This window comes from Duganella sp. Leaf126, from assembly GCF_001423125.1.
Classification (GTDB): domain Bacteria; phylum Pseudomonadota; class Gammaproteobacteria; order Burkholderiales; family Burkholderiaceae_D; genus Rugamonas.
This window is the reverse complement of record NZ_LMNW01000023.1, coordinates 302,530-318,524: the sequence shown is the minus strand read 5'-3', so window position 1 is coordinate 318,524 and position 15,995 is coordinate 302,530. Positions and strand designations below refer to the sequence as shown.

Below are 15,995 nucleotides of genomic sequence, written 5' to 3'. Positions count from 1 at the left end.
ATTGTTCTTTTGAACAATCTTGCATGCGCCTTCACCGGCGTCCTTCATCCGCTTTTTCAAAGGCATTTCGTGGTCAAACATTCCCTCGCCCTGTCCCTGGCCGTGTCCGGCCTGGTCGGCAGTCCCGGCGTCCAGGCACAGCAGGTTCAGCAGGTTCACCAAGCACAGCAGGTTCAACAGGCACAGCAGGCACAACAGACCCAGCAACAGCCGGTTCCGGCCATGCTGTCGTCCGAAATCTTCAAGGTGTACACGGCAGCGGCAGGCGAACTGTCCGTGCTCAACCCCGAAGAACCCGATATCAACAAGCGCATCGCCGCCTACAACAAGTTCTCGTTCTCGCCCGAACTCCGGCCGCGCCTGAAAGCGATCTTCGGTACCGACAAGCCGCTGGCGCCCAGGCGCCTGCCCGACAGCCGCGGCCTCCAGCACTACCAGAGCATGCTCAAGGCCGGCAGCTACCAGGACCAGCAGGTGCAGCTGGGCTGGAGCGACGTGGTGTTCAATGTCGACACCACCCGGGCCGGCAACCAGGCCCGCTACACCGGCACTATCGCTGCGCTGAACATGGCCGGTCCTGTCAACGCCGATGTCGCCGGCGTGCGGTTCGCCGGCCGGCAGGCGCGCGCCAGCGATGGCCTGTGGTATGGCGCGATGAACGTCGATGTCGACCGCATCGCCTTCAAGGACAGCACCGCGCCGATGCTGCTGGAAGACCTGCGCATCAAGACCGACCTGCAACGGCGTGGCAAGTTCGTGGACCTTGCGTATGGCGTGTCGGTGCGCGCGGCCGGCGTCGGTGAGAACAGGGTCGAGCGCGCCAACTTCGCGGTCCGTGTCCTGGGTCTGGATGCCCAGGTGATCAGGGACTTCACGCGCCTGGCCGGCGCGCCGCAGCTGCAGCAGCTGGCCCCCGACGCGCGCTCGGAGGTCATGCTCAGGAAGCTCAAGGACATGGGCGTCGCCGTGCTCAAACGCGGCATCGAGGTCGTCATCGACGATATCAGCGCTGCCTGGCATGGCCAGGTCGCCTCGCTCAGGGGCCGGATCGGCTTTGCCGGTGCTTCCGAGGCCGAACTGCGCTCGCTGCCCGCCATCCTGAAAAAGCTGCTGGTGCGGCTGGAAGTGCGGGTGCCGACGCCGATCGTCGATGCGCTGTCGGCCTTCGCCGCCAGCAAGGCGGTCGCTCCCGAAACGCCGGACCGGGCGCAGAAGCTCGTCGCCGTACAGCGCCAGGTGTATGAGAAAGTCATGGGCGACATCCGCCAGTCCGGCATGGCCGTGGTGGGCAAGGACGAGATCACCACGGTGATCGAGTTCAAGGACAGTACGCTGACCATGAACGGCAAGCGGGTGTCGATGTTCGGCCTGCAGGATGGCAAACTGCCGATGCCGCCGGCAGCGCCGGCCAAGGCGGAATAGGGCGTGCCTGCCATGCCCGCCATGCCCGCGCCAGCCTTGCCGTACGCCGGACTTCTGCTGCGCCCGTTCGCCGATGCCGACGCCGATGCCTTTACCGCCGCCGTGGTGGAATCGGTGGTGTCGGTGTCGCCGTGGATGCCGTGGTGCGTGAGCGACTACAGCGCTGCCGATGCGCTGGAATGGTTTGCTGCGTGCCGCGCCGGGCAGGCGGCGGGCACGGCGTGCGAATACGGTATTTTCTGCGAGCGGTCCGGCGACTTTCTCGGTGGCGCAGGCCTCAACGACATCCGGGCGCAGCACCGGTTTTGCAACCTCGGTTACTGGGTGCGGCAGTCGCGCCAGCGGCAGGGCGTGGCCACGTGCTGCGTGCAGGCGCTGTCGGCCCATGCTTTCGGCGCGCTGGGCTTGCAGCGGGTCGAGATCGTGGTCGCAGTCGGCAATACGGCCAGCATGGCGGTGGCGACCAAGTGCGGCGCGCGCGACGAACGGATCGCGCGCAACCGCCTGTGCATCGGCGACACGGCGGTCGACGCCCACGTGTTTGCGCTGATCCCTGCGGACGCGTAACAGCGGCGGCTTAGCGCGCGCCGCGCAACATGTCGCTGGCGATCCACGCCAGCACCGGTGGCCGGTGCGGCTGCCAGCCCAGCACCGTGCGCGCCTTGTGGCCGCGCACGCGGCTGTTCGAACCCAGGCCGTACGACGCCATCTCGTAGCCCCATTCCTGTATCGCCTGTTCCAGCGGCCAGTCCTCTGCTGCGCCTAGGCCCAGTGCCTGCGCCATGGCGGCGGTCATGTCGCGGAACGACGCTTCGCCGCTTTCGACGAAATAAAAGGCGCCGGCCGGCGTCTTGTCCAGTGCCAGCAGGTACAGGTCCACGACGTCGTCGATATGGACGGTGGACCAGATGTTCAGGCCGGGGCCGACGTGGCGCACGACGCCGCTCTTGCGCGCCTGCTTGAGCAGGCGTGGCAGCTGAACGCTGTCGCGCGGCAGCGCGCCGTGACCGTAGATCAGCGTGTTGCACAGCACTGCCGAGCGGATGCCGCGGTTGGCGGTGCCCAGCACCAGCTGGTCGATGGCCACGCGCGCCGCCTTGTCGGCCGTCGGTGGCGGCAATCGGTCTTCGTCGTACACCTGGTCGGTGCCCAGGCCGCCCGCGGCATCGCCGACGATGCTCGACCCGCTGGTGTGGAGGAACGGCTTGCCCGAACCGGCCAGCCCTGCGATGATCGCCTCGACCGCTGCGCGGTGGTCGCTGCTGGCGGCGTTGATGACGGCGTCGGCGCCCCGGCTGTGCGCCACCAGCAGGTCGTGGTCGTCGAGCGTGCCGACGATGCCGGTCACGCCGATGGCGGCCACCTCGGCCACCTGGGCCGGATCGCGCACCAGTCCCGTCACCGTGTGGCCTGCCTTGACCAGCCCCGCTGCGATCGAACCGCCGATAAAACCTGCTGCGCCTGTAACGAATACCTTCATTGCTTGCTCCCGTGTGATTGAGTCAGGCAGCAAGTATGGATGCCGGCAGCGCCGTCACCAAGACGCGTGCGGACAAAGCTGTTTTGACGTCAGCGCAACAATGCCGCAGACCTCAGCCCGCGGTGGGCGTGGTGATGTCGGCCAGCTGTTCGCGGGTCGGCAAGCCTTCGCAGTCGCCGCGGAACTGCACCACGCGCGCGCCGATGGCGTTGCCGCGCGCCGCCGCCTGCGCCAGCGGCAGGTCTTCCAGCAGGGCGCTGATCACGCCCACGGCAAAGCCGTCGCCGGCGCCCACCGTGTCCACCACCGTGGCGACCGGGTTGCCGGCCACCGTGCCGCGCGTGTGCGCATCGGCGTAATAGGCGCCGGCAGGACCGAGCTTGACCACCACCTGGCGCGCCCCGCGCTGCAGGTAGAAGTCGGCGATGCCGGCAGCGTCGTCGCGGCCGGTGAGCAGCCGCCCTTCGGACAGTCCCGGCATCACCACGTCGGCCAGCAGCGCCAGGTCGTTGAGGGTGTCGATCATCACGGCCTGCGACGGCCACAGGCGCGGACGCAGGTTGGGGTCGAAGGTGACCGTGCGTCCGGCATCCCGGGCCTGGCGCGCCATGGCGAACACCAGCGCGCGGCAGCTGTCGGACAGGGGCGGCGAAATGCCGGTGATGTGCAGCAGGCGCGCCTGGTCCCATGATGCGGCAGCCGGCAGGTCGGCCGGCGACAGGTGGCTGGCGGCGGAGCCGCGCCGGTGGTACTCGACCTGCGGGTCGCTGCCGTCGGCGGCCATTTCCTTGAGCATGAAGCCGGTGCGGTGGTCATCGTCGATGCGCACCCGGCTGCGGTCGATCCCTTCGGCGTCCATGAAGGCCAGCAGGTTGGCGCCCAGGCTGTCGTTGCCGAGCGCGGACAGGTAGGCGACCCGCACGCCCAGGCGCGCCAGGCCAACCGCGACATTGAGCTCGGCGCCGGCGGTGGCGCGCTCGAAGTCGCGCACCTGCGCCAGCGGTCCGGCGTCGCGTGCGATGAACAGGCCCATCGCTTCGCCGACGGTGATCACGTCGGGCGCGCGGGTGGGCAGAGTGGTGTCGGTCATGATGTGCAGTCGTGGCGAGGATCGAAAAGGTCAACGATAGCATGTCTTGCCCGCGCGCGAGGCTTGAGTGCGCGGGCCATACTGGTGCATGCGCACCGCGGCGGTGCGCGCCGCCGCCGAAACCACCCCGCGCCGCGTGTGCTGCTTGGCACAGAGCTTGCATACGACATCACATTATTTTCATTTTTTGTCGCCATGCCAGACTGCACCGCACCGCGCAAGCACGCCCCCGGCCATGCCGGCGCCGCCTGGCAGGCCAGTCTCACGCTCGGCTTTGCCGACGACGGCGGCACCACGCGCCTGCTCAACAACCGTCACCAGGGGCCGCTGCGCGTGCAAAAGGCGCTGTACCCGGAAGACCGCAAGGTGTGCCATGCGATCGTGGTCCATCCGCCGGGCGGGGTGGTGGGCGGCGACCAGCTGGCCATCGACATCGGTGTCGGCGACCATGCGCACGCCTGCGTCACCACGCCCGGTGCAGCCAAGTGGTACCGCGCCAATGGCAGGCGCTCGCACCAGCAGGTGCATCTGCATGTGAACCCGGGCGGCGCGCTCGAATGGCTGCCGCAGGAGACGATTTTTTTCGACACGGCCGATGTCACGCTCGACCATCACGTCGAGCTGGCCGCCGACGCGACCTATCTCGGCTGCGAGATCCTGTGCATGGGCCGGCGCGGTTCGGGCGAGGTATTCGATAGCGGCACCATCGCGCAGCGCAGCAGCATCCGCCGCGAGGGCAGGCTGCTGTGGTGGGAGCAGGGCGCGCTGCTGGGCGGACGTCTCGACAGCCCGCTGGCGCTGGGCGGCCATACCGTGTGCGCCACGCTGATCGCCGCCGGTGCGGTGCCGCCATCGTCGCAGCTGAACCGGTTGCTGGCCGACATCCGCGCCGATATGGCGTCCGACAGCGCTGCCGGTGCCGGCGCCGGCCACCCGGCAGCGGTCAACGGCGGGCACCTGTATGGCGTTACCCATACCAGGGGCGTGCTGGTGGCGCGGTATCTGGGCGACGACAGCGAAACGGCGCGCCGCCTGATGCTGGCCGCGTGGCGCCGCCTGCGCCCGGCATTGCTGGGGCGCGCGGCGGTAACGCCGCGCATCTGGCAGACCTGAACCAAGAACCCGGCAGGGCATATGGATCGTACTGGAACCACATGGAACTGACACCAAGAGAAAAAGACAAGCTGCTCATTTTCACGGCCGGCATCGTGGCCGAGCGGCGGCTGGCGCGCGGCCTCAAACTCAATTATCCGGAGGCGGTGGCGCTGATCACCTGCGCCATCATGGAGGGCGCCCGCGATGGCAAGACCGTGGCGCAGCTGATGTCGGAAGGGCAGACCATCCTTTCGCGCAGCGATGTCATGGAAGGCATCCCCGAGATGATCGCCGACATCCAGGTCGAAGCGACCTTCCCCGATGGCAGCAAGCTTGTCACCGTCCACAATCCTATACCCTGAACAGGAGAACACGATGATTCCCGGTGAATATCGCGTCAAGGAAGGCGAGATCGGTCTCAATGAGGGCCGCGAAACCGCCACCGTGGTGGTAACCAACCAGGGCGACCGCCCCGTGCAGATCGGCTCCCATTTCCACTTTTTCGAGGTGAACACGGAGCTCAAGTTCGAGCGCTGGAAAGCGTACGGCAAGCGCCTCAATATCGCTGCCGGCACCGCCGTGCGCTTCGAGCCGGGCCAGCAGCGCACGGTGGAGCTGGTGACCTTGTCGGGCGACATGGAGGTCTATGGCTTCAGCGGCAAAGTCATGGGCAAGCTCGCTCCGCAACCACCGAAAAAATAACCGCGACCTCACCAACCAAGGCAGACATGGCAACCATCTCGCGCCGCGCCTATTCGGAAATGTTCGGCCCCACCACGGGCGACCGCATCCGCCTGGCCGACACCGAACTGTTCATCGAAATCGAGCACGATTACGCCATCTACGGCGAAGAAGTGAAATTTGGCGGCGGCAAGGTGATCCGCGACGGCATGGGCCAGTCGCAGCGCTGCCGCACCGACCCGCTGGTGATGGATACGGTGATCACCAACGCCGTCATCGTCGATCACTGGGGCATCGTCAAGGCCGACATCGGCCTGCGCGACGGCATGATCGCCGCCATCGGCAAGGCCGGCAATCCCGATATCCAGCCCGGCGTGGACATGATCATTGCCGCCGCCACCGAGATCATCGCCGGCGAAGGCAAGATCGTCACCGCCGGCGGCGTCGATACCCACATCCACTTCATCTGCCCGCAGCAGATCGAGGAAGCGTTGATGAGCGGCGTGACCACCATGATCGGCGGCGGCACCGGTCCCTCGGCCGGCACCTCGGCCACCACCTGCACGCCCGGCCCGTGGCATCTGCACGCGATGCTGCAGGCGGCCGACGCGTTTCCGATGAACCTCGGTTTTCTCGGCAAGGGCAATGTCAGCCTGCCGGCGCCGCTGGCGGAACAGGTCCGCGCCGGCGCCATCGGCCTCAAGCTGCATGAAGACTGGGGCAGCACCCCGGCCGCCATCGACAACTGCCTGACGGTGGCCGACGACATGGATGTGCAGGTGGCCATCCACAGCGACACGCTCAACGAGGGCGGCTACCTGGCCGACACCCTTGCCGCCTTCAAGGACCGCACCATCCACACTTTTCACACGGAAGGGGCGGGCGGCGGCCATGCACCGGACATCATCGCCGCCGTGGGCGAATCGAATGTGCTGCCGTCATCGACCAATCCCACCCGGCCGTTCACCGTCAACACGCTCGACGAGCACCTCGACATGCTGATGGTGTGCCACCACCTCGATCCCGCCATCGTGGAAGACGTGGCGTTTGCCGAATCGCGCATCCGCCGCGAGACCATCGCCGCCGAGGACATCCTGCACGATATCGGCGCCATCTCGATGATGTCGTCCGACTCGCAGGCCATGGGCCGCGTGGGCGAAGTGGTGCTGCGCACGTGGCAGACCGCGCACAAGATGAAGGTGCAGCGCGGGCCGCTGCCGCAGGATTCGCCGGACAACGACAACTTCCGCGTCAGGCGCTACATCGCCAAGTACACGATCAACCCGGCCATCACGCACGGCATCGCCCACGCGGTGGGTTCGGTCGAGGTGGGCAAGATCGCCGACCTGGTGCTGTGGAAGCCGGCCTTTTTCGGCGTCAAGCCCGCCACCATCATCAAGGGCGGCATGATTGCCGCCGCGCCGATGGGCGACCCGAACGCCTCGATCCCCACGCCGCAGCCCGTGCATTACCGGATGATGTTTGGCGCGTTTGGGGGCGGCCTGAAAAAATCGTTCACCTTCGTTTCGCAGTCGGCCTACGACGATGGCATCGGCGAGCGGCTCAAACTGAACAAGACCCTGATCGTGGCGAAAAACATGCGCAGCCTGCGCAAGTGCGACATGATCCACAACGACCTGGCGCCGAAGATGGACGTCGATGCCGAAACCTACGAAGTGCGCGCCAATGGCGAATTGCTGGTGTGCGAAGCGGCCAGCGTGCTGCCGATGGCGCAGCGCTATTTCCTGTTCTGATGACGACCTCATGTTGACACTCCATACCAAAATTTCCGCCGCCGATGCAGCGCCGGTCAGCGCGCGCTTGGTGCTGCCCTACGAATTGCGCGAAAAATGCCGGCTGCGCGCCACGCTCGACACCGGCGAGGACGTGGCCGTGTTCACCACGCGCGGCACCGTGCTGCGCGGCGGCGACCTGCTCACGGGCGAGGATGGCCGCGTGATCGCGGTGGTCGCTGCCGACGAACCGACCTACAAGGTCACCTGCGCCGATGCGCACACGCTGCTGCGCTGCGCGTTTCACCTCGGTAACCGCCATACCCAGGCCCAGGTCGGCGACGGCTTTCTGCGCATCCGCGCCGATGCCGTCCTGAAGGACATGCTGGCGGGGCTGGGGGCGGTGGTGGCAGCAGAGATGGCGCCGTTCGAGCCGGAGTCCGGCGCCTACGGCGGCGGTCATGCGCACCACCACGACAATCACCCGCTGGCGCCGATCCCGGTCCGACAGAAGATACACCGGCCCGGCGATGCGGGTTGAGCGGCGCTGGTCGGCGCGCGCGACAATGTGCGTCCGCGCGGCAGGGACGGCAGCCGGAGCGGCAGGCTGATGGAGGCGTCGGCGTTACTCAACCTGCTGCAATTTGCCAGCCCGGCGTTACCGATCGGCGCCTACAGTTATTCGCAGGGACTGGAAGCGGCGCTGGCGGCCGGCATCGTGCACGACGCCGCCAGCGCGCGCACCTGGATCCTGCGCCAGCTGCACGAGGTCGTGGCGCAGTGGGAAGCGCCGGTGACGTGGCGGCTGATGCACGCCTGGGCCGGCCGCGACTGGCAGGCAGTGGACGACTGGAGCGAGCGGTTTATCGCGTCGCGCGACAGCGCCGAATTTCGCGCCGAGACCATCCAGATGGGTTATTCGCTGAGCCGGCTGCTGGTGGAACTCGACCTGCTCGACGCCGACGCCCAGGCGCAGCTGCAGCGCGCGCCCGAGGTGGCGCTGCCCACCGCCTATGCCTGCGCCGTGGCGGCACTGCATATCCCGCACGAGGCGGCGCTGCTGGCCATGCTGTTCGCGTGGGCCGAAAACCAGGTGCTGGTGTGCGTGAAGTCGGTGCCGCTGGGGCAGGTGGCAGGGCAGCGCATGCTGCTCTCGCTGCGCGACGAGATCGCGGCAGCTGCGCGCCATGCGCAGACCGTGGCCGATGGCGAGATGAGCAACTGGGCGCCGGGATTGTCGCTGCTGTCGATGCGGCACGAGGTGCAGTACAGCCGGCTGTACCGGTCGTGATTCAACAAAAAACCAGATATACGGGATAAACGATATGAACCAGATTACATCCAATCCGCTGCGGGTCGGCATCGGCGGCCCGGTCGGCTCCGGCAAGACGGCGCTGTGCGAAATGCTGTGCAAGGGCATGCGCGACCGCTACGACATGGCGGTCATCACCAATGACATCTATACCAAGGAAGACATGGAAATCCTGCTGCGCGCCGATGCGCTGCCGGCCGAGCGCCTGATGGGCGTGGAGACCGGCGGCTGTCCGCACACGGCGATCCGCGAAGATGCTTCGATCAACCTGGAAGCGATCGCCCGCATGCAGGCCGATTTTCCCGATCTGGACCTGATCTTGGTGGAGTCGGGCGGCGACAACCTGGCCGCCACCTTCAGCCCCGAGTTGTCGGACCTGACGATCTACGTGATCGACGTGGCGGGCGGCGAGAAGATTCCGCGCAAGGGCGGTCCCGGCATCACGCGCTCGGACCTGCTCATCATTAACAAGACCGACCTGGCGCCGCACGTGGGTGCCGACCTCGACGTGATGGCGCGCGACGCCAGACAGCAGCGCGGCAGCCGCCCGTTCATCTTCACCAACCTGCGCAGCGGCGACGGCGTGGCTGCCGTGATCGATTTCATCCGCGAGCAGGGACTGCTGGAAGCTGCAGCACAGCCGCTACAGCCGAGACAGCCGGCGCACTGACGCAAAGCGGCCGGCCGCGCTGGCCGTGGACGTGATGCGGCGTGCCTACTCGCGCGGTGCCGCGCGCCGCTCTGCCAGGATGATCGGCGCCGCATTTTCCGGGTGCAGGCCCTGGTGGCCTGCGAGCACGGCGCGGATTGCGGCCATATCGGCTTCCTGGTCGCCGGACAGGTGGATGTGATCGACCAGGCTCAGGGTCTTGCTCGGATAGTCCATGAAGACCAGCACCAGCGGCACCCGGGCTTCCATCGCCAGGTGATAAAAGCCGCTTTTCCAGTTAGGGCGGTAGGCGCGCGTGCCCTCGGGCGTGATGCCGACCCAGTAGAAGTCGGCGGCGTGCATGCGTTCGGCCTGGGCCCTGATGGTGCCCTGCGGCGCGCTGCGCTGGACCGGCTCSCCGCCGAGCCAGCGGAACCAGGGGCCCAGCGGCGATTTGAACAGCGAGTCCTTGGCCAGGAAGCGGAACGGCAGGTCCAGTGCCCACTTGCCGAGCAGGCCGATGGGAAAGTCCCAGTTCGAGGTATGCGGGTAGATCACGCAGATGCCGCGCGGGCCGGGCAGGGGACGGAACAGCAGCTTCCAGCCAAAAAAGTTCAGCACCCGTAGCGCGGCGCGCTGGCGCAGCCGGGGCAAGGCGCCCGGTCGCTGTTCGAATTCGCTCATGTCATGCACCCTGTTTGCATTTTTATACACTTGACATGGTGGCATCTTCCGTGTCAAAAAACTGGGCGCATTCTATATTGCCCCCGCACGGGGGGCAAGCGTTCACACCGATGCCGGCAAGGCAGGATAGTCGGTGTAACCTTCGGCCGACGGGCCGTAGAAGGTGTCGGCATTCCACTTGTTCAGTGGCGCGTCGATCTCCAGGCGGCGTGGCAGGTCGGGATTGGCGATGAAATCCTTGCCGAAAGCCGCCGCGTCGGCCGTGCCCTGGTCCAGCAGCTGCTGGGCGCTCTGCTTGTCCAGGCCTTCGTTGGCGATGTAGACGCCGCCGAACTCCTTCTTGAGCATCGGTCCCAGGCTGTCTTCGCCCACCGCTTCGCGGGCGCAGATGAAGGCGATCTTGCGCTTGGCCAGTTCGCGCGCCACGTAGCCGAAGGTGGCTGCCGGGTCGGAGTCGCCCATGTCGTGCGCATCGCGACGCGGCGCCAGGTGCATGCCCACGCGGTCGGCGCCCCACACGGCGATGCAGGCGTCGGTCACTTCGAGCATCAGGCGCGCACGGTTTTCGATGCTGCCGCCGTAGTTGTCGGTGCGCCGGTTGGTTTTATCTTGCAGGAACTGGTCGAGCAGATAGCCGTTGGCGCCGTGGATTTCCACGCCGTCGAAGCCGGCCTTTTTGGCGTTTTCCGCGCCCAGCCTGTAGGCGGCCACCACGCCGGCCAGTTCCTCGGTAGCGAGTGCGCGCGGCACCGGGTAAGGGCGCATCGGGCGCAGCAGGCTGACGTGGCCGTCCGCCGCGATCGCGCTCGGCGCCACCGGCGCATCACCGTTCAGCAGGCTCGGATCGGAGATGCGGCCCACGTGCCACAGCTGGGCGAAGATCACGCCGCCGGCTGCGTGCACGGCAGCCGTGACCAGCTTCCAGCCTTCCACCTGCTCGTCCGACCACAGGCCCGGGGTATCGGCATAGCCGACGCCCTGCGGGGTGACCGACGTGGCCTCGGACAGTATCAGGCCGGCGCTGGAACGCTGCTCATAGTACTTGGCCATCAGCGCGTTCGGCACACGGTGGCCGCCGACGGCGCGCGCGCGCGTGAGCGGCGCCATGACGATGCGGTTTTTCAGGGTCAGATCACCAACCTGGATCGGGTCGAAGAGGGTAGGCATAAGCTTCCTTTATAAGGTCATTTGATCGATGAAAGCACGGATCGTGGCTTCATCGCGTTGAAAGTAGTTCCACTGGCCGACGCGGTGCGACGTGATCAGGCCCGCCTTGAGCAAAATCGCCAGGTGGGCCGACACCGTCGATTGCGACAGGCCCGCGCGCTGGTCGATCTGCCCCGCGCACACGCCGTTGGTAAACGGGTGCGACTGGTTCGGAAAGTAGTGCTCGGGCTCCTTCAGCCACGCCAGGATCTGGCGCCGCGTGGGATTGGCCAGGGCCTTGTGAATCGCATCGATATTCATCGTATTTCCTTCTAGCATGGAATCGGCGCGGGACGTCGTTTATATCGTCTTTTTCCGATACCAATATCGTGATCTTACGATATAAATCGCGAACGTGCAGGCGCCCGCAGCAATCGTGCGGGCGCCTGGAGACAGGATTGGGAGGCGGTCAGCGCTGGACGATGTCGCCGCGGTTGCCGGCGCCCGCCTGCGACAGGGTGGCGGTGTGACGGTCGCCGCTCTGGGCGATGCTGGCCACATTGCCGAGCGCCGAACCGGGTGCGCCGTCCTGGGTGAGGGTGGCGACGTTCAGGTTGCCGCGCTGGGTGATCGTGTACGCCAGATCCTGGCCGCGCTGGTCGGCGGTGGCCGTGTTGCGGTCACCGTCCTGCAGGAGGTCGCCGGTCGCGTTGGCGGCCGAGGCGCGGTGGGCGGCCAGGTTGTCCATGCCGTTCTGGACGATGCGGTAATCGGTCACCGCGGAATCGACCGCCACGGCCGTGGCCTGGTTGCGGTCCCCGGACTGGCTGATGCGGTGGAAGGTATAGGACGCTCCGGTCTCCTGCACGGCAATGCGGTTGGCCGTCCCCGCCTGTTCCAGGCCGGGATTGGTGAAGGCGTTGTTGCGGCCGGCGACAGCAATCGTATTGCCATCGCCGGCCTGGCTGGCCGTGTAGCCGTTGGTCAGCACCTCGACCGCCTCGCTCTCGACCCGGTTGCCGTTGCCGGTCTGCGCCACCCGCGACACCGTCTCGAACGCGTCGAGCTGGCGCACGGCGGCCACATTGGCGTTGCCGTTCTGGTCGAGCAGGAACCAGGTGCGCTGGCCGCCGCGCTGGGCGCCGTCGGCGCGGTTGGCGTCGCCGTTCTGGCGTATCGCCATGCGCACGTCGGTTGCCAGCGATTGCGACACGCCGCCACTGCGGCTGTCGGGATCGCCTACGCGGTTGCCGGTGCCGCGCTGCACCACTTCGGCAACCACGCCTTCGCCATTGTCTGTCTGCGCGACCTGGGCGCGGTTGCCGTTGCCGCTCTGGCTGACGGTGGCGCTGTTGACGTCCTGCGCTGCGCACGGCAGGCAGTGCAGCGCGGTGAACAGCAGCGCGGTGACCAGCAGCGCAGTGGCGCCGGCCGGGAGAGTCTGTTTCATGGCAGTTCCTTCGATGGTGGAGGTGGAATCACTGCTGGACGATCACGCCCTGGTTGCCGTTGCCGGACAGGCTGGCGCTGGCCACCGCACCATTGCCGGTCTGCGTCACGCTCATGCTGTTGTGCTGACCGGTGTTGAAGACCGTGGCGCGGTTGTCGGCGCCCTGCTGCAGGATCGACATGCCGTCGGTCATGTAGGCGGCGGTCTGGCTCAGGTCGGCCCGGTTGCGCCAGCCGCGCTGCGTGATCTCGATGCCGGAGTAGTAGTCGTCGTACTGGAAGACGCTGGCGCGGTTGCCGGTGCCGTCCTGCGTGACCACCGGACCGGCAAAGCCGCCGATGATTTCGGTGATCACGATGGTGTTGTCCGTGCCGCGCTGGCTGGTTTGCATCAGGAACGGAAAGATCGACTGCTGCGTCAGCGTGGCCGCGTTATGGCTGCCGATCTGGCTGGCCACGATGTCGGACAGGCCGGTAGCGCGCTGCGCGGCCTGGACCTGGTTGCCATTCCCGGTCTGGACGATGGCGGCATTGGTGACCAGAGTATCCTGCTGGTACACGGTGGCGGCGTTGCCGGTGCCGGTCTGGGTGATGGCGGCCGCCGTGCTGGACAAGGGCGGCGCCTGTTCCACCGTGGCCAGGTTGCCGACGCCGTTCTGCACCACGGTCGATACCGCGTCCTCGGCGTGCGCGGCCAGCATCACGGCTGGCGGCAGATGCAACAGGGCTGCCACGATGGCAGCGTTGTAATGCGTTTTCATGACAGTCTCCCGGAAGGGAAGGCCGGCAACCCGCGCGCAGCAGGGGCGCCGACCTTCCCGGTGATGAAGGCGAGGCAGGGCGCCGCCGCTGGCGGCCCCCTGCTACCCGCTGCACGCTCAACGTTGGACGATGGTCGCGCGGTTGTTGCTGCCGGTTTGGGCGAGGGTGGCGTTGCCGTTGTTACCCAACTGCATAATCATGGCCACGTTGGGCTGGGCAGCGGTCGCCGTGGTGCCGTTCTGGGTGATGGTGGCGGTGTTCAGGTTGCCGAGCTGGCGGATCTCCGATTCGTTGAAGTTCATGGTTTTGCTGACCGTCGCCAGGTTGTTGTTGCCGGTCTGGGTGACGATCGAGGCATTGCGCATGCCGCTGTTGTTGACGGTGGCGCGGTTGTCCATGCCGGTCTGGCGCACCGTCATGGCCTGCGTATCACGGGCGTTGTTCTGCACCATGTTGGCTTCGTTGCGCATGCCATTCTGGTAGATCGACGGGGTCGAATAGTAGTCGAGATACTGGGTGACATTGGCCACGTTGGCCGTGCCGTCCTGCTCGACCACCGGCGACGTGTTGGCAGCGCGTTCCTGCCGCACCGACAGCTCGTTGCTGGTGCCCACCTGGCGCGTGGTCACCGTGCCGTTCGCCACATCGAGCTGGGCGAATTCGGCAAAGTTGCTGGTGCCGTCCTGGCGCGCCGTGATGTTGGCGGCGCTGACCGCCTGCTGGCGGGCGGTCATCTGGTTGTTGTTGCCGAGCTGGGTGAACGCTGCGGTGCTGTTGTCCACGTCGTCCTGCATCATGGCGGCCTGGTTGGCGTTGCCGTTCTGGGTGATGGTGGCGGTGACGTTTTGCGCGTTCATCTGCATGATGCCTGCCGCGCCGCCGGGCGTGCCGGCGATATTGTTGTTGCCGGTCTGGGTGATGGTGGCAACCGCATTCTGGGCGCTGGCCATCTGCTCGATGTTGGCCAGGTTGTTGGTCCCGCTCTGGGCCAGCGTGGCGCGGTTGCTCTGGGCGCTGGCCGGTTGCAGTGCGCACATCAGGCTCAGGGCAGCGGCGATGGCGCCGGACATAAGGGTGGTTCTCATGACAGTCTCCTTGGGTTGGTAGGTACTACGGGGTGAAACGCTGTGGTGAAGTGGGCGGCGCCGCTGCTGGTGATGTCGGCGCCGGCGCCGGCAGCGCTGCGGCATAGCGCTGCACCACCGGGGCCGACCACTGGGCCGGATCGGCCAGCACCCACTGCTGGTCGCGGATGCCCTGCACGATCAGGTGGCCCAGCGCGCTGGCGATCGCCTCGCTCACGCAGAGCTGGGCCGGTTCGTTGCGGGTCAGGCCCGCTTCCAGCTCCACCAGATCCTTGACGTTGACGAACTTGAACACGCTCGGGTGCAGCTCGTACGCATAAATGGTCTTGGTGGTGGAGACGCTCTGCAGGATCTGGCCGCTGCGGATATCGACCGTGCGCAGGTTGACCGTGACCTGGTCGACGCGGTACTGCGCCGACATGCCGATGCCGAGAAACCGGGCGCCGGCGCCGCCGGTGCGCACATTGCTTTCGTACGCGACGATGCCGCCTTCGATCAGCACCGACGCGGCCAGCAGCGGCGGGATCAGCACCGGCGGCGCGTCGGCCGGCTGCGGCATTTCCAGCGCGCGTACGATCTTGCGCTCGGTGAGCAGGTTTTGCAGGTTCTCGCGCTCCACCGGCACGAACCAGCCCGAGTCCTTGAGCGCCTTGACCAGCAGCGACGACGCGCCCTGCGTGACCACGGTGGAAAACGAGCTGTCCGGCGAGGGCTTGTACTGGCCGGTCTGGTCGCGGATGCCGTACACGGCCACCGCGATCCTGCCCTTGGGCGGCGGCAGCTGCTGCAGGTCGCGGCTGGCGGCAGTGAGCGCGGTGAGCTGCGCCACCGAGCCGGCGTCGTCGCGCGGCGCCGACGGCGGATGCGAAATCGCGCAACCGCTGCCGGCCAGCGCCACGGCCAGCATCGTGGACAGCAGCTGCACCCGCCGGCGCAGGCGCAGGGGTGCGGGCTTCATTGCGACACCTCGAACGATGTGGTGGCGCCGGTCGTCTTGTCGACGGTGGAGATGCGCAGTATGCCGCCACCGAGGTCGGTGACGGTGATGGTGAAATTGGCGGTCTGGAAGGTGCCCGGCAACAGCTTGCCGTCCGGGCCGGTCAACTTGGACGTGGCGGCCGAGGCCAGCTGGCTCAGCACCGTGCGCTCGAGCGTCTGGTTGAACTGCGCCAGCGGCGACTGGTCGAGCAGCGACGAGTAACCGAGTCCCTTGTCGCCGTGCTTGTTGGTGGCGCTGGCCACGGCCAGCAGGTGCTGGCCGTTGGCCGGATAGCCGCCGAACGCCGGGTTCACGGCCTGGTACACCAGCTCGGTGGCGCGGGCGCCGGGATGGCCGGCGCCGGCAAGCAGCAACAGCAGCAGGCCGCGGCAAATGGGGGGTATGCGCATGATGGTCTCCTCGTGTAG

Annotated in this window: 19 protein-coding genes; 9 read left to right on the top strand and 10 right to left on the bottom strand. The window is 67.0% G+C overall.

What is annotated here, in order from left to right; all coding sequences use genetic code 11:
* Positions 1 to 69: 69 nt before the first annotated feature.
* Together ASF61_RS12640 and ASF61_RS12635 are read left to right on the top strand one after the other, a co-directional pair.
* A complete protein-coding gene (locus ASF61_RS12640; protein WP_056156309.1) occupies positions 70 to 1,422 on the top strand; it encodes a DUF945 family protein in 1,353 nt (450 codons plus the stop codon).
* Between the two features lie 12 nt (positions 1,423 to 1,434).
* Positions 1,435 to 1,989 carry a GNAT family N-acetyltransferase gene (locus ASF61_RS12635; protein ID WP_229205827.1) on the top strand — a complete coding sequence of 185 codons (555 nt, stop codon included), beginning with the start codon at positions 1,435 to 1,437 and terminating at the stop codon, positions 1,987 to 1,989.
* A gap of 10 nt (positions 1,990 to 1,999) precedes the next feature.
* Here ASF61_RS12635 and ASF61_RS12630 read toward each other — a convergent pair whose 3' ends face one another.
* A complete protein-coding gene (locus ASF61_RS12630) occupies positions 2,000 to 2,902 on the bottom strand; it encodes an NAD-dependent epimerase/dehydratase family protein (RefSeq protein ID WP_056156307.1) in 903 nt (300 codons plus the stop codon).
* A gap of 112 nt (positions 2,903 to 3,014) precedes the next feature.
* Complete coding sequence (locus tag ASF61_RS12625; RefSeq protein WP_056156305.1) at positions 3,015 to 3,992, bottom strand: sugar kinase; 978 nt, start codon at positions 3,990 to 3,992, stop codon at positions 3,015 to 3,017.
* A gap of 195 nt (positions 3,993 to 4,187) precedes the next feature.
* Between ASF61_RS12625 and ASF61_RS12620 the strand changes: the two genes are divergently transcribed.
* From ASF61_RS12620 to ureG, 7 genes are all read left to right on the top strand, one after another.
* Positions 4,188 to 5,105: an urease accessory protein UreD gene (locus ASF61_RS12620; protein WP_056156303.1), complete on the top strand. Its 918-nt coding sequence runs from the start codon at positions 4,188 to 4,190 to the stop codon at positions 5,103 to 5,105.
* 41 nt (positions 5,106 to 5,146) lie between these two features.
* Entirely contained in the window at positions 5,147 to 5,449 is a 303-nt protein-coding gene (locus ASF61_RS12615; RefSeq protein ID WP_056156301.1) for an urease subunit gamma, read from the top strand.
* A 13-nt stretch (positions 5,450 to 5,462) separates the two neighbouring features.
* Positions 5,463 to 5,789, top strand: coding sequence for an urease subunit beta (locus ASF61_RS12610; protein WP_056156300.1), 327 nt, complete (start codon positions 5,463 to 5,465; stop codon positions 5,787 to 5,789).
* A 26-nt stretch (positions 5,790 to 5,815) separates the two neighbouring features.
* Positions 5,816 to 7,522: an urease subunit alpha gene (ureC, locus tag ASF61_RS12605; RefSeq protein ID WP_056156298.1), complete on the top strand. Its 1,707-nt coding sequence runs from the start codon at positions 5,816 to 5,818 to the stop codon at positions 7,520 to 7,522.
* A 10-nt stretch (positions 7,523 to 7,532) separates the two neighbouring features.
* Complete coding sequence (gene ureE, locus ASF61_RS12600) at positions 7,533 to 8,042, top strand: urease accessory protein UreE (RefSeq protein WP_056156296.1); 510 nt, start codon at positions 7,533 to 7,535, stop codon at positions 8,040 to 8,042.
* Between the two features lie 69 nt (positions 8,043 to 8,111).
* Complete coding sequence (locus ASF61_RS12595) at positions 8,112 to 8,792, top strand: urease accessory protein UreF (protein WP_056156294.1); 681 nt, start codon at positions 8,112 to 8,114, stop codon at positions 8,790 to 8,792.
* Positions 8,793 to 8,826: 34 nt separating this feature from the next.
* Complete coding sequence (gene ureG, locus ASF61_RS12590) at positions 8,827 to 9,483, top strand: urease accessory protein UreG (protein WP_056156292.1); 657 nt, start codon at positions 8,827 to 8,829, stop codon at positions 9,481 to 9,483.
* A gap of 45 nt (positions 9,484 to 9,528) precedes the next feature.
* On the opposite strand, the gene ASF61_RS12585 is transcribed toward ureG, so the two are convergent.
* From ASF61_RS12585 to ASF61_RS12550, 8 genes are all read right to left on the bottom strand, one after another.
* A complete protein-coding gene (locus tag ASF61_RS12585; RefSeq protein ID WP_056156290.1) occupies positions 9,529 to 10,146 on the bottom strand; it encodes a 1-acyl-sn-glycerol-3-phosphate acyltransferase in 618 nt (205 codons plus the stop codon).
* Between the two features lie 102 nt (positions 10,147 to 10,248).
* Positions 10,249 to 11,313, bottom strand: coding sequence for an alkene reductase (locus tag ASF61_RS12580; protein ID WP_056156288.1), 1,065 nt, complete (start codon positions 11,311 to 11,313; stop codon positions 10,249 to 10,251).
* Between the two features lie 9 nt (positions 11,314 to 11,322).
* On the bottom strand, positions 11,323 to 11,613 hold the full coding sequence (locus ASF61_RS12575) for a helix-turn-helix transcriptional regulator (RefSeq protein ID WP_056156286.1): 291 nt from the start codon (positions 11,611 to 11,613) through the stop codon (positions 11,323 to 11,325).
* Positions 11,614 to 11,761: 148 nt separating this feature from the next.
* Positions 11,762 to 12,742, bottom strand: coding sequence for a hypothetical protein (locus tag ASF61_RS12570; protein WP_056156282.1), 981 nt, complete (start codon positions 12,740 to 12,742; stop codon positions 11,762 to 11,764).
* Between the two features lie 28 nt (positions 12,743 to 12,770).
* Entirely contained in the window at positions 12,771 to 13,502 is a 732-nt protein-coding gene (locus tag ASF61_RS12565) for a hypothetical protein (RefSeq protein ID WP_056156279.1), read from the bottom strand.
* 117 nt (positions 13,503 to 13,619) lie between these two features.
* Positions 13,620 to 14,588 (bottom strand): hypothetical protein, encoded by a 969-nt coding sequence (locus ASF61_RS12560; protein WP_162241994.1) that lies wholly within the window; start codon positions 14,586 to 14,588, stop codon positions 13,620 to 13,622.
* Between the two features lie 25 nt (positions 14,589 to 14,613).
* The gene (locus ASF61_RS12555; protein ID WP_056156273.1) at positions 14,614 to 15,546 is read right to left on the bottom strand and encodes a CsgG/HfaB family protein; all 933 of its coding nucleotides are present in this window, start codon (positions 15,544 to 15,546) and stop codon (positions 14,614 to 14,616) included.
* Positions 15,543 to 15,977, bottom strand: a complete 435-nt coding sequence (locus ASF61_RS12550; protein ID WP_056156270.1) for a curli assembly protein CsgF — start codon at positions 15,975 to 15,977, stop codon at positions 15,543 to 15,545. The genes ASF61_RS12555 and ASF61_RS12550 overlap by 4 nt, the downstream gene beginning before the upstream one ends.
* Positions 15,978 to 15,995: the final 18 nt, after the last annotated feature.

Coding starts and splice junctions, on each gene's coding strand:
- ASF61_RS12610 (WP_056156300.1), top strand. CDS start 5,463: ATGATTCCCGGTGAATATCGCGTCAAGGAAGGCGAGATCGGTCTCAAT.
- ASF61_RS12555 (WP_056156273.1), bottom strand. CDS start 15,546: ATGAAGCCCGCACCCCTGCGCCTGCGCCGGCGGGTGCAGCTGCTGTCC.
- ASF61_RS12550 (WP_056156270.1), bottom strand. CDS start 15,977: ATGCGCATACCCCCCATTTGCCGCGGCCTGCTGCTGTTGCTGCTTGCC.
- ASF61_RS12565 (WP_056156279.1), bottom strand. CDS start 13,502: ATGAAAACGCATTACAACGCTGCCATCGTGGCAGCCCTGTTGCATCTG.
- ASF61_RS12635 (WP_229205827.1), top strand. CDS start 1,435: ATGCCCGCCATGCCCGCGCCAGCCTTGCCGTACGCCGGACTTCTGCTG.
- ASF61_RS12595 (WP_056156294.1), top strand. CDS start 8,112: ATGGAGGCGTCGGCGTTACTCAACCTGCTGCAATTTGCCAGCCCGGCG.
- ASF61_RS12580 (WP_056156288.1), bottom strand. CDS start 11,313: ATGCCTACCCTCTTCGACCCGATCCAGGTTGGTGATCTGACCCTGAAA.
- ASF61_RS12570 (WP_056156282.1), bottom strand. CDS start 12,742: ATGAAACAGACTCTCCCGGCCGGCGCCACTGCGCTGCTGGTCACCGCG.
- ASF61_RS12625 (WP_056156305.1), bottom strand. CDS start 3,992: ATGACCGACACCACTCTGCCCACCCGCGCGCCCGACGTGATCACCGTC.
- ASF61_RS12615 (WP_056156301.1), top strand. CDS start 5,147: ATGGAACTGACACCAAGAGAAAAAGACAAGCTGCTCATTTTCACGGCC.
- ASF61_RS12620 (WP_056156303.1), top strand. CDS start 4,188: ATGCCAGACTGCACCGCACCGCGCAAGCACGCCCCCGGCCATGCCGGC.
- ureC (WP_056156298.1), top strand. CDS start 5,816: ATGGCAACCATCTCGCGCCGCGCCTATTCGGAAATGTTCGGCCCCACC.
- ASF61_RS12630 (WP_056156307.1), bottom strand. CDS start 2,902: ATGAAGGTATTCGTTACAGGCGCAGCAGGTTTTATCGGCGGTTCGATC.
- ASF61_RS12575 (WP_056156286.1), bottom strand. CDS start 11,613: ATGAATATCGATGCGATTCACAAGGCCCTGGCCAATCCCACGCGGCGC.
- ASF61_RS12560 (WP_162241994.1), bottom strand. CDS start 14,588: ATGAGAACCACCCTTATGTCCGGCGCCATCGCCGCTGCCCTGAGCCTG.
- ureE (WP_056156296.1), top strand. CDS start 7,533: ATGTTGACACTCCATACCAAAATTTCCGCCGCCGATGCAGCGCCGGTC.
- ureG (WP_056156292.1), top strand. CDS start 8,827: ATGAACCAGATTACATCCAATCCGCTGCGGGTCGGCATCGGCGGCCCG.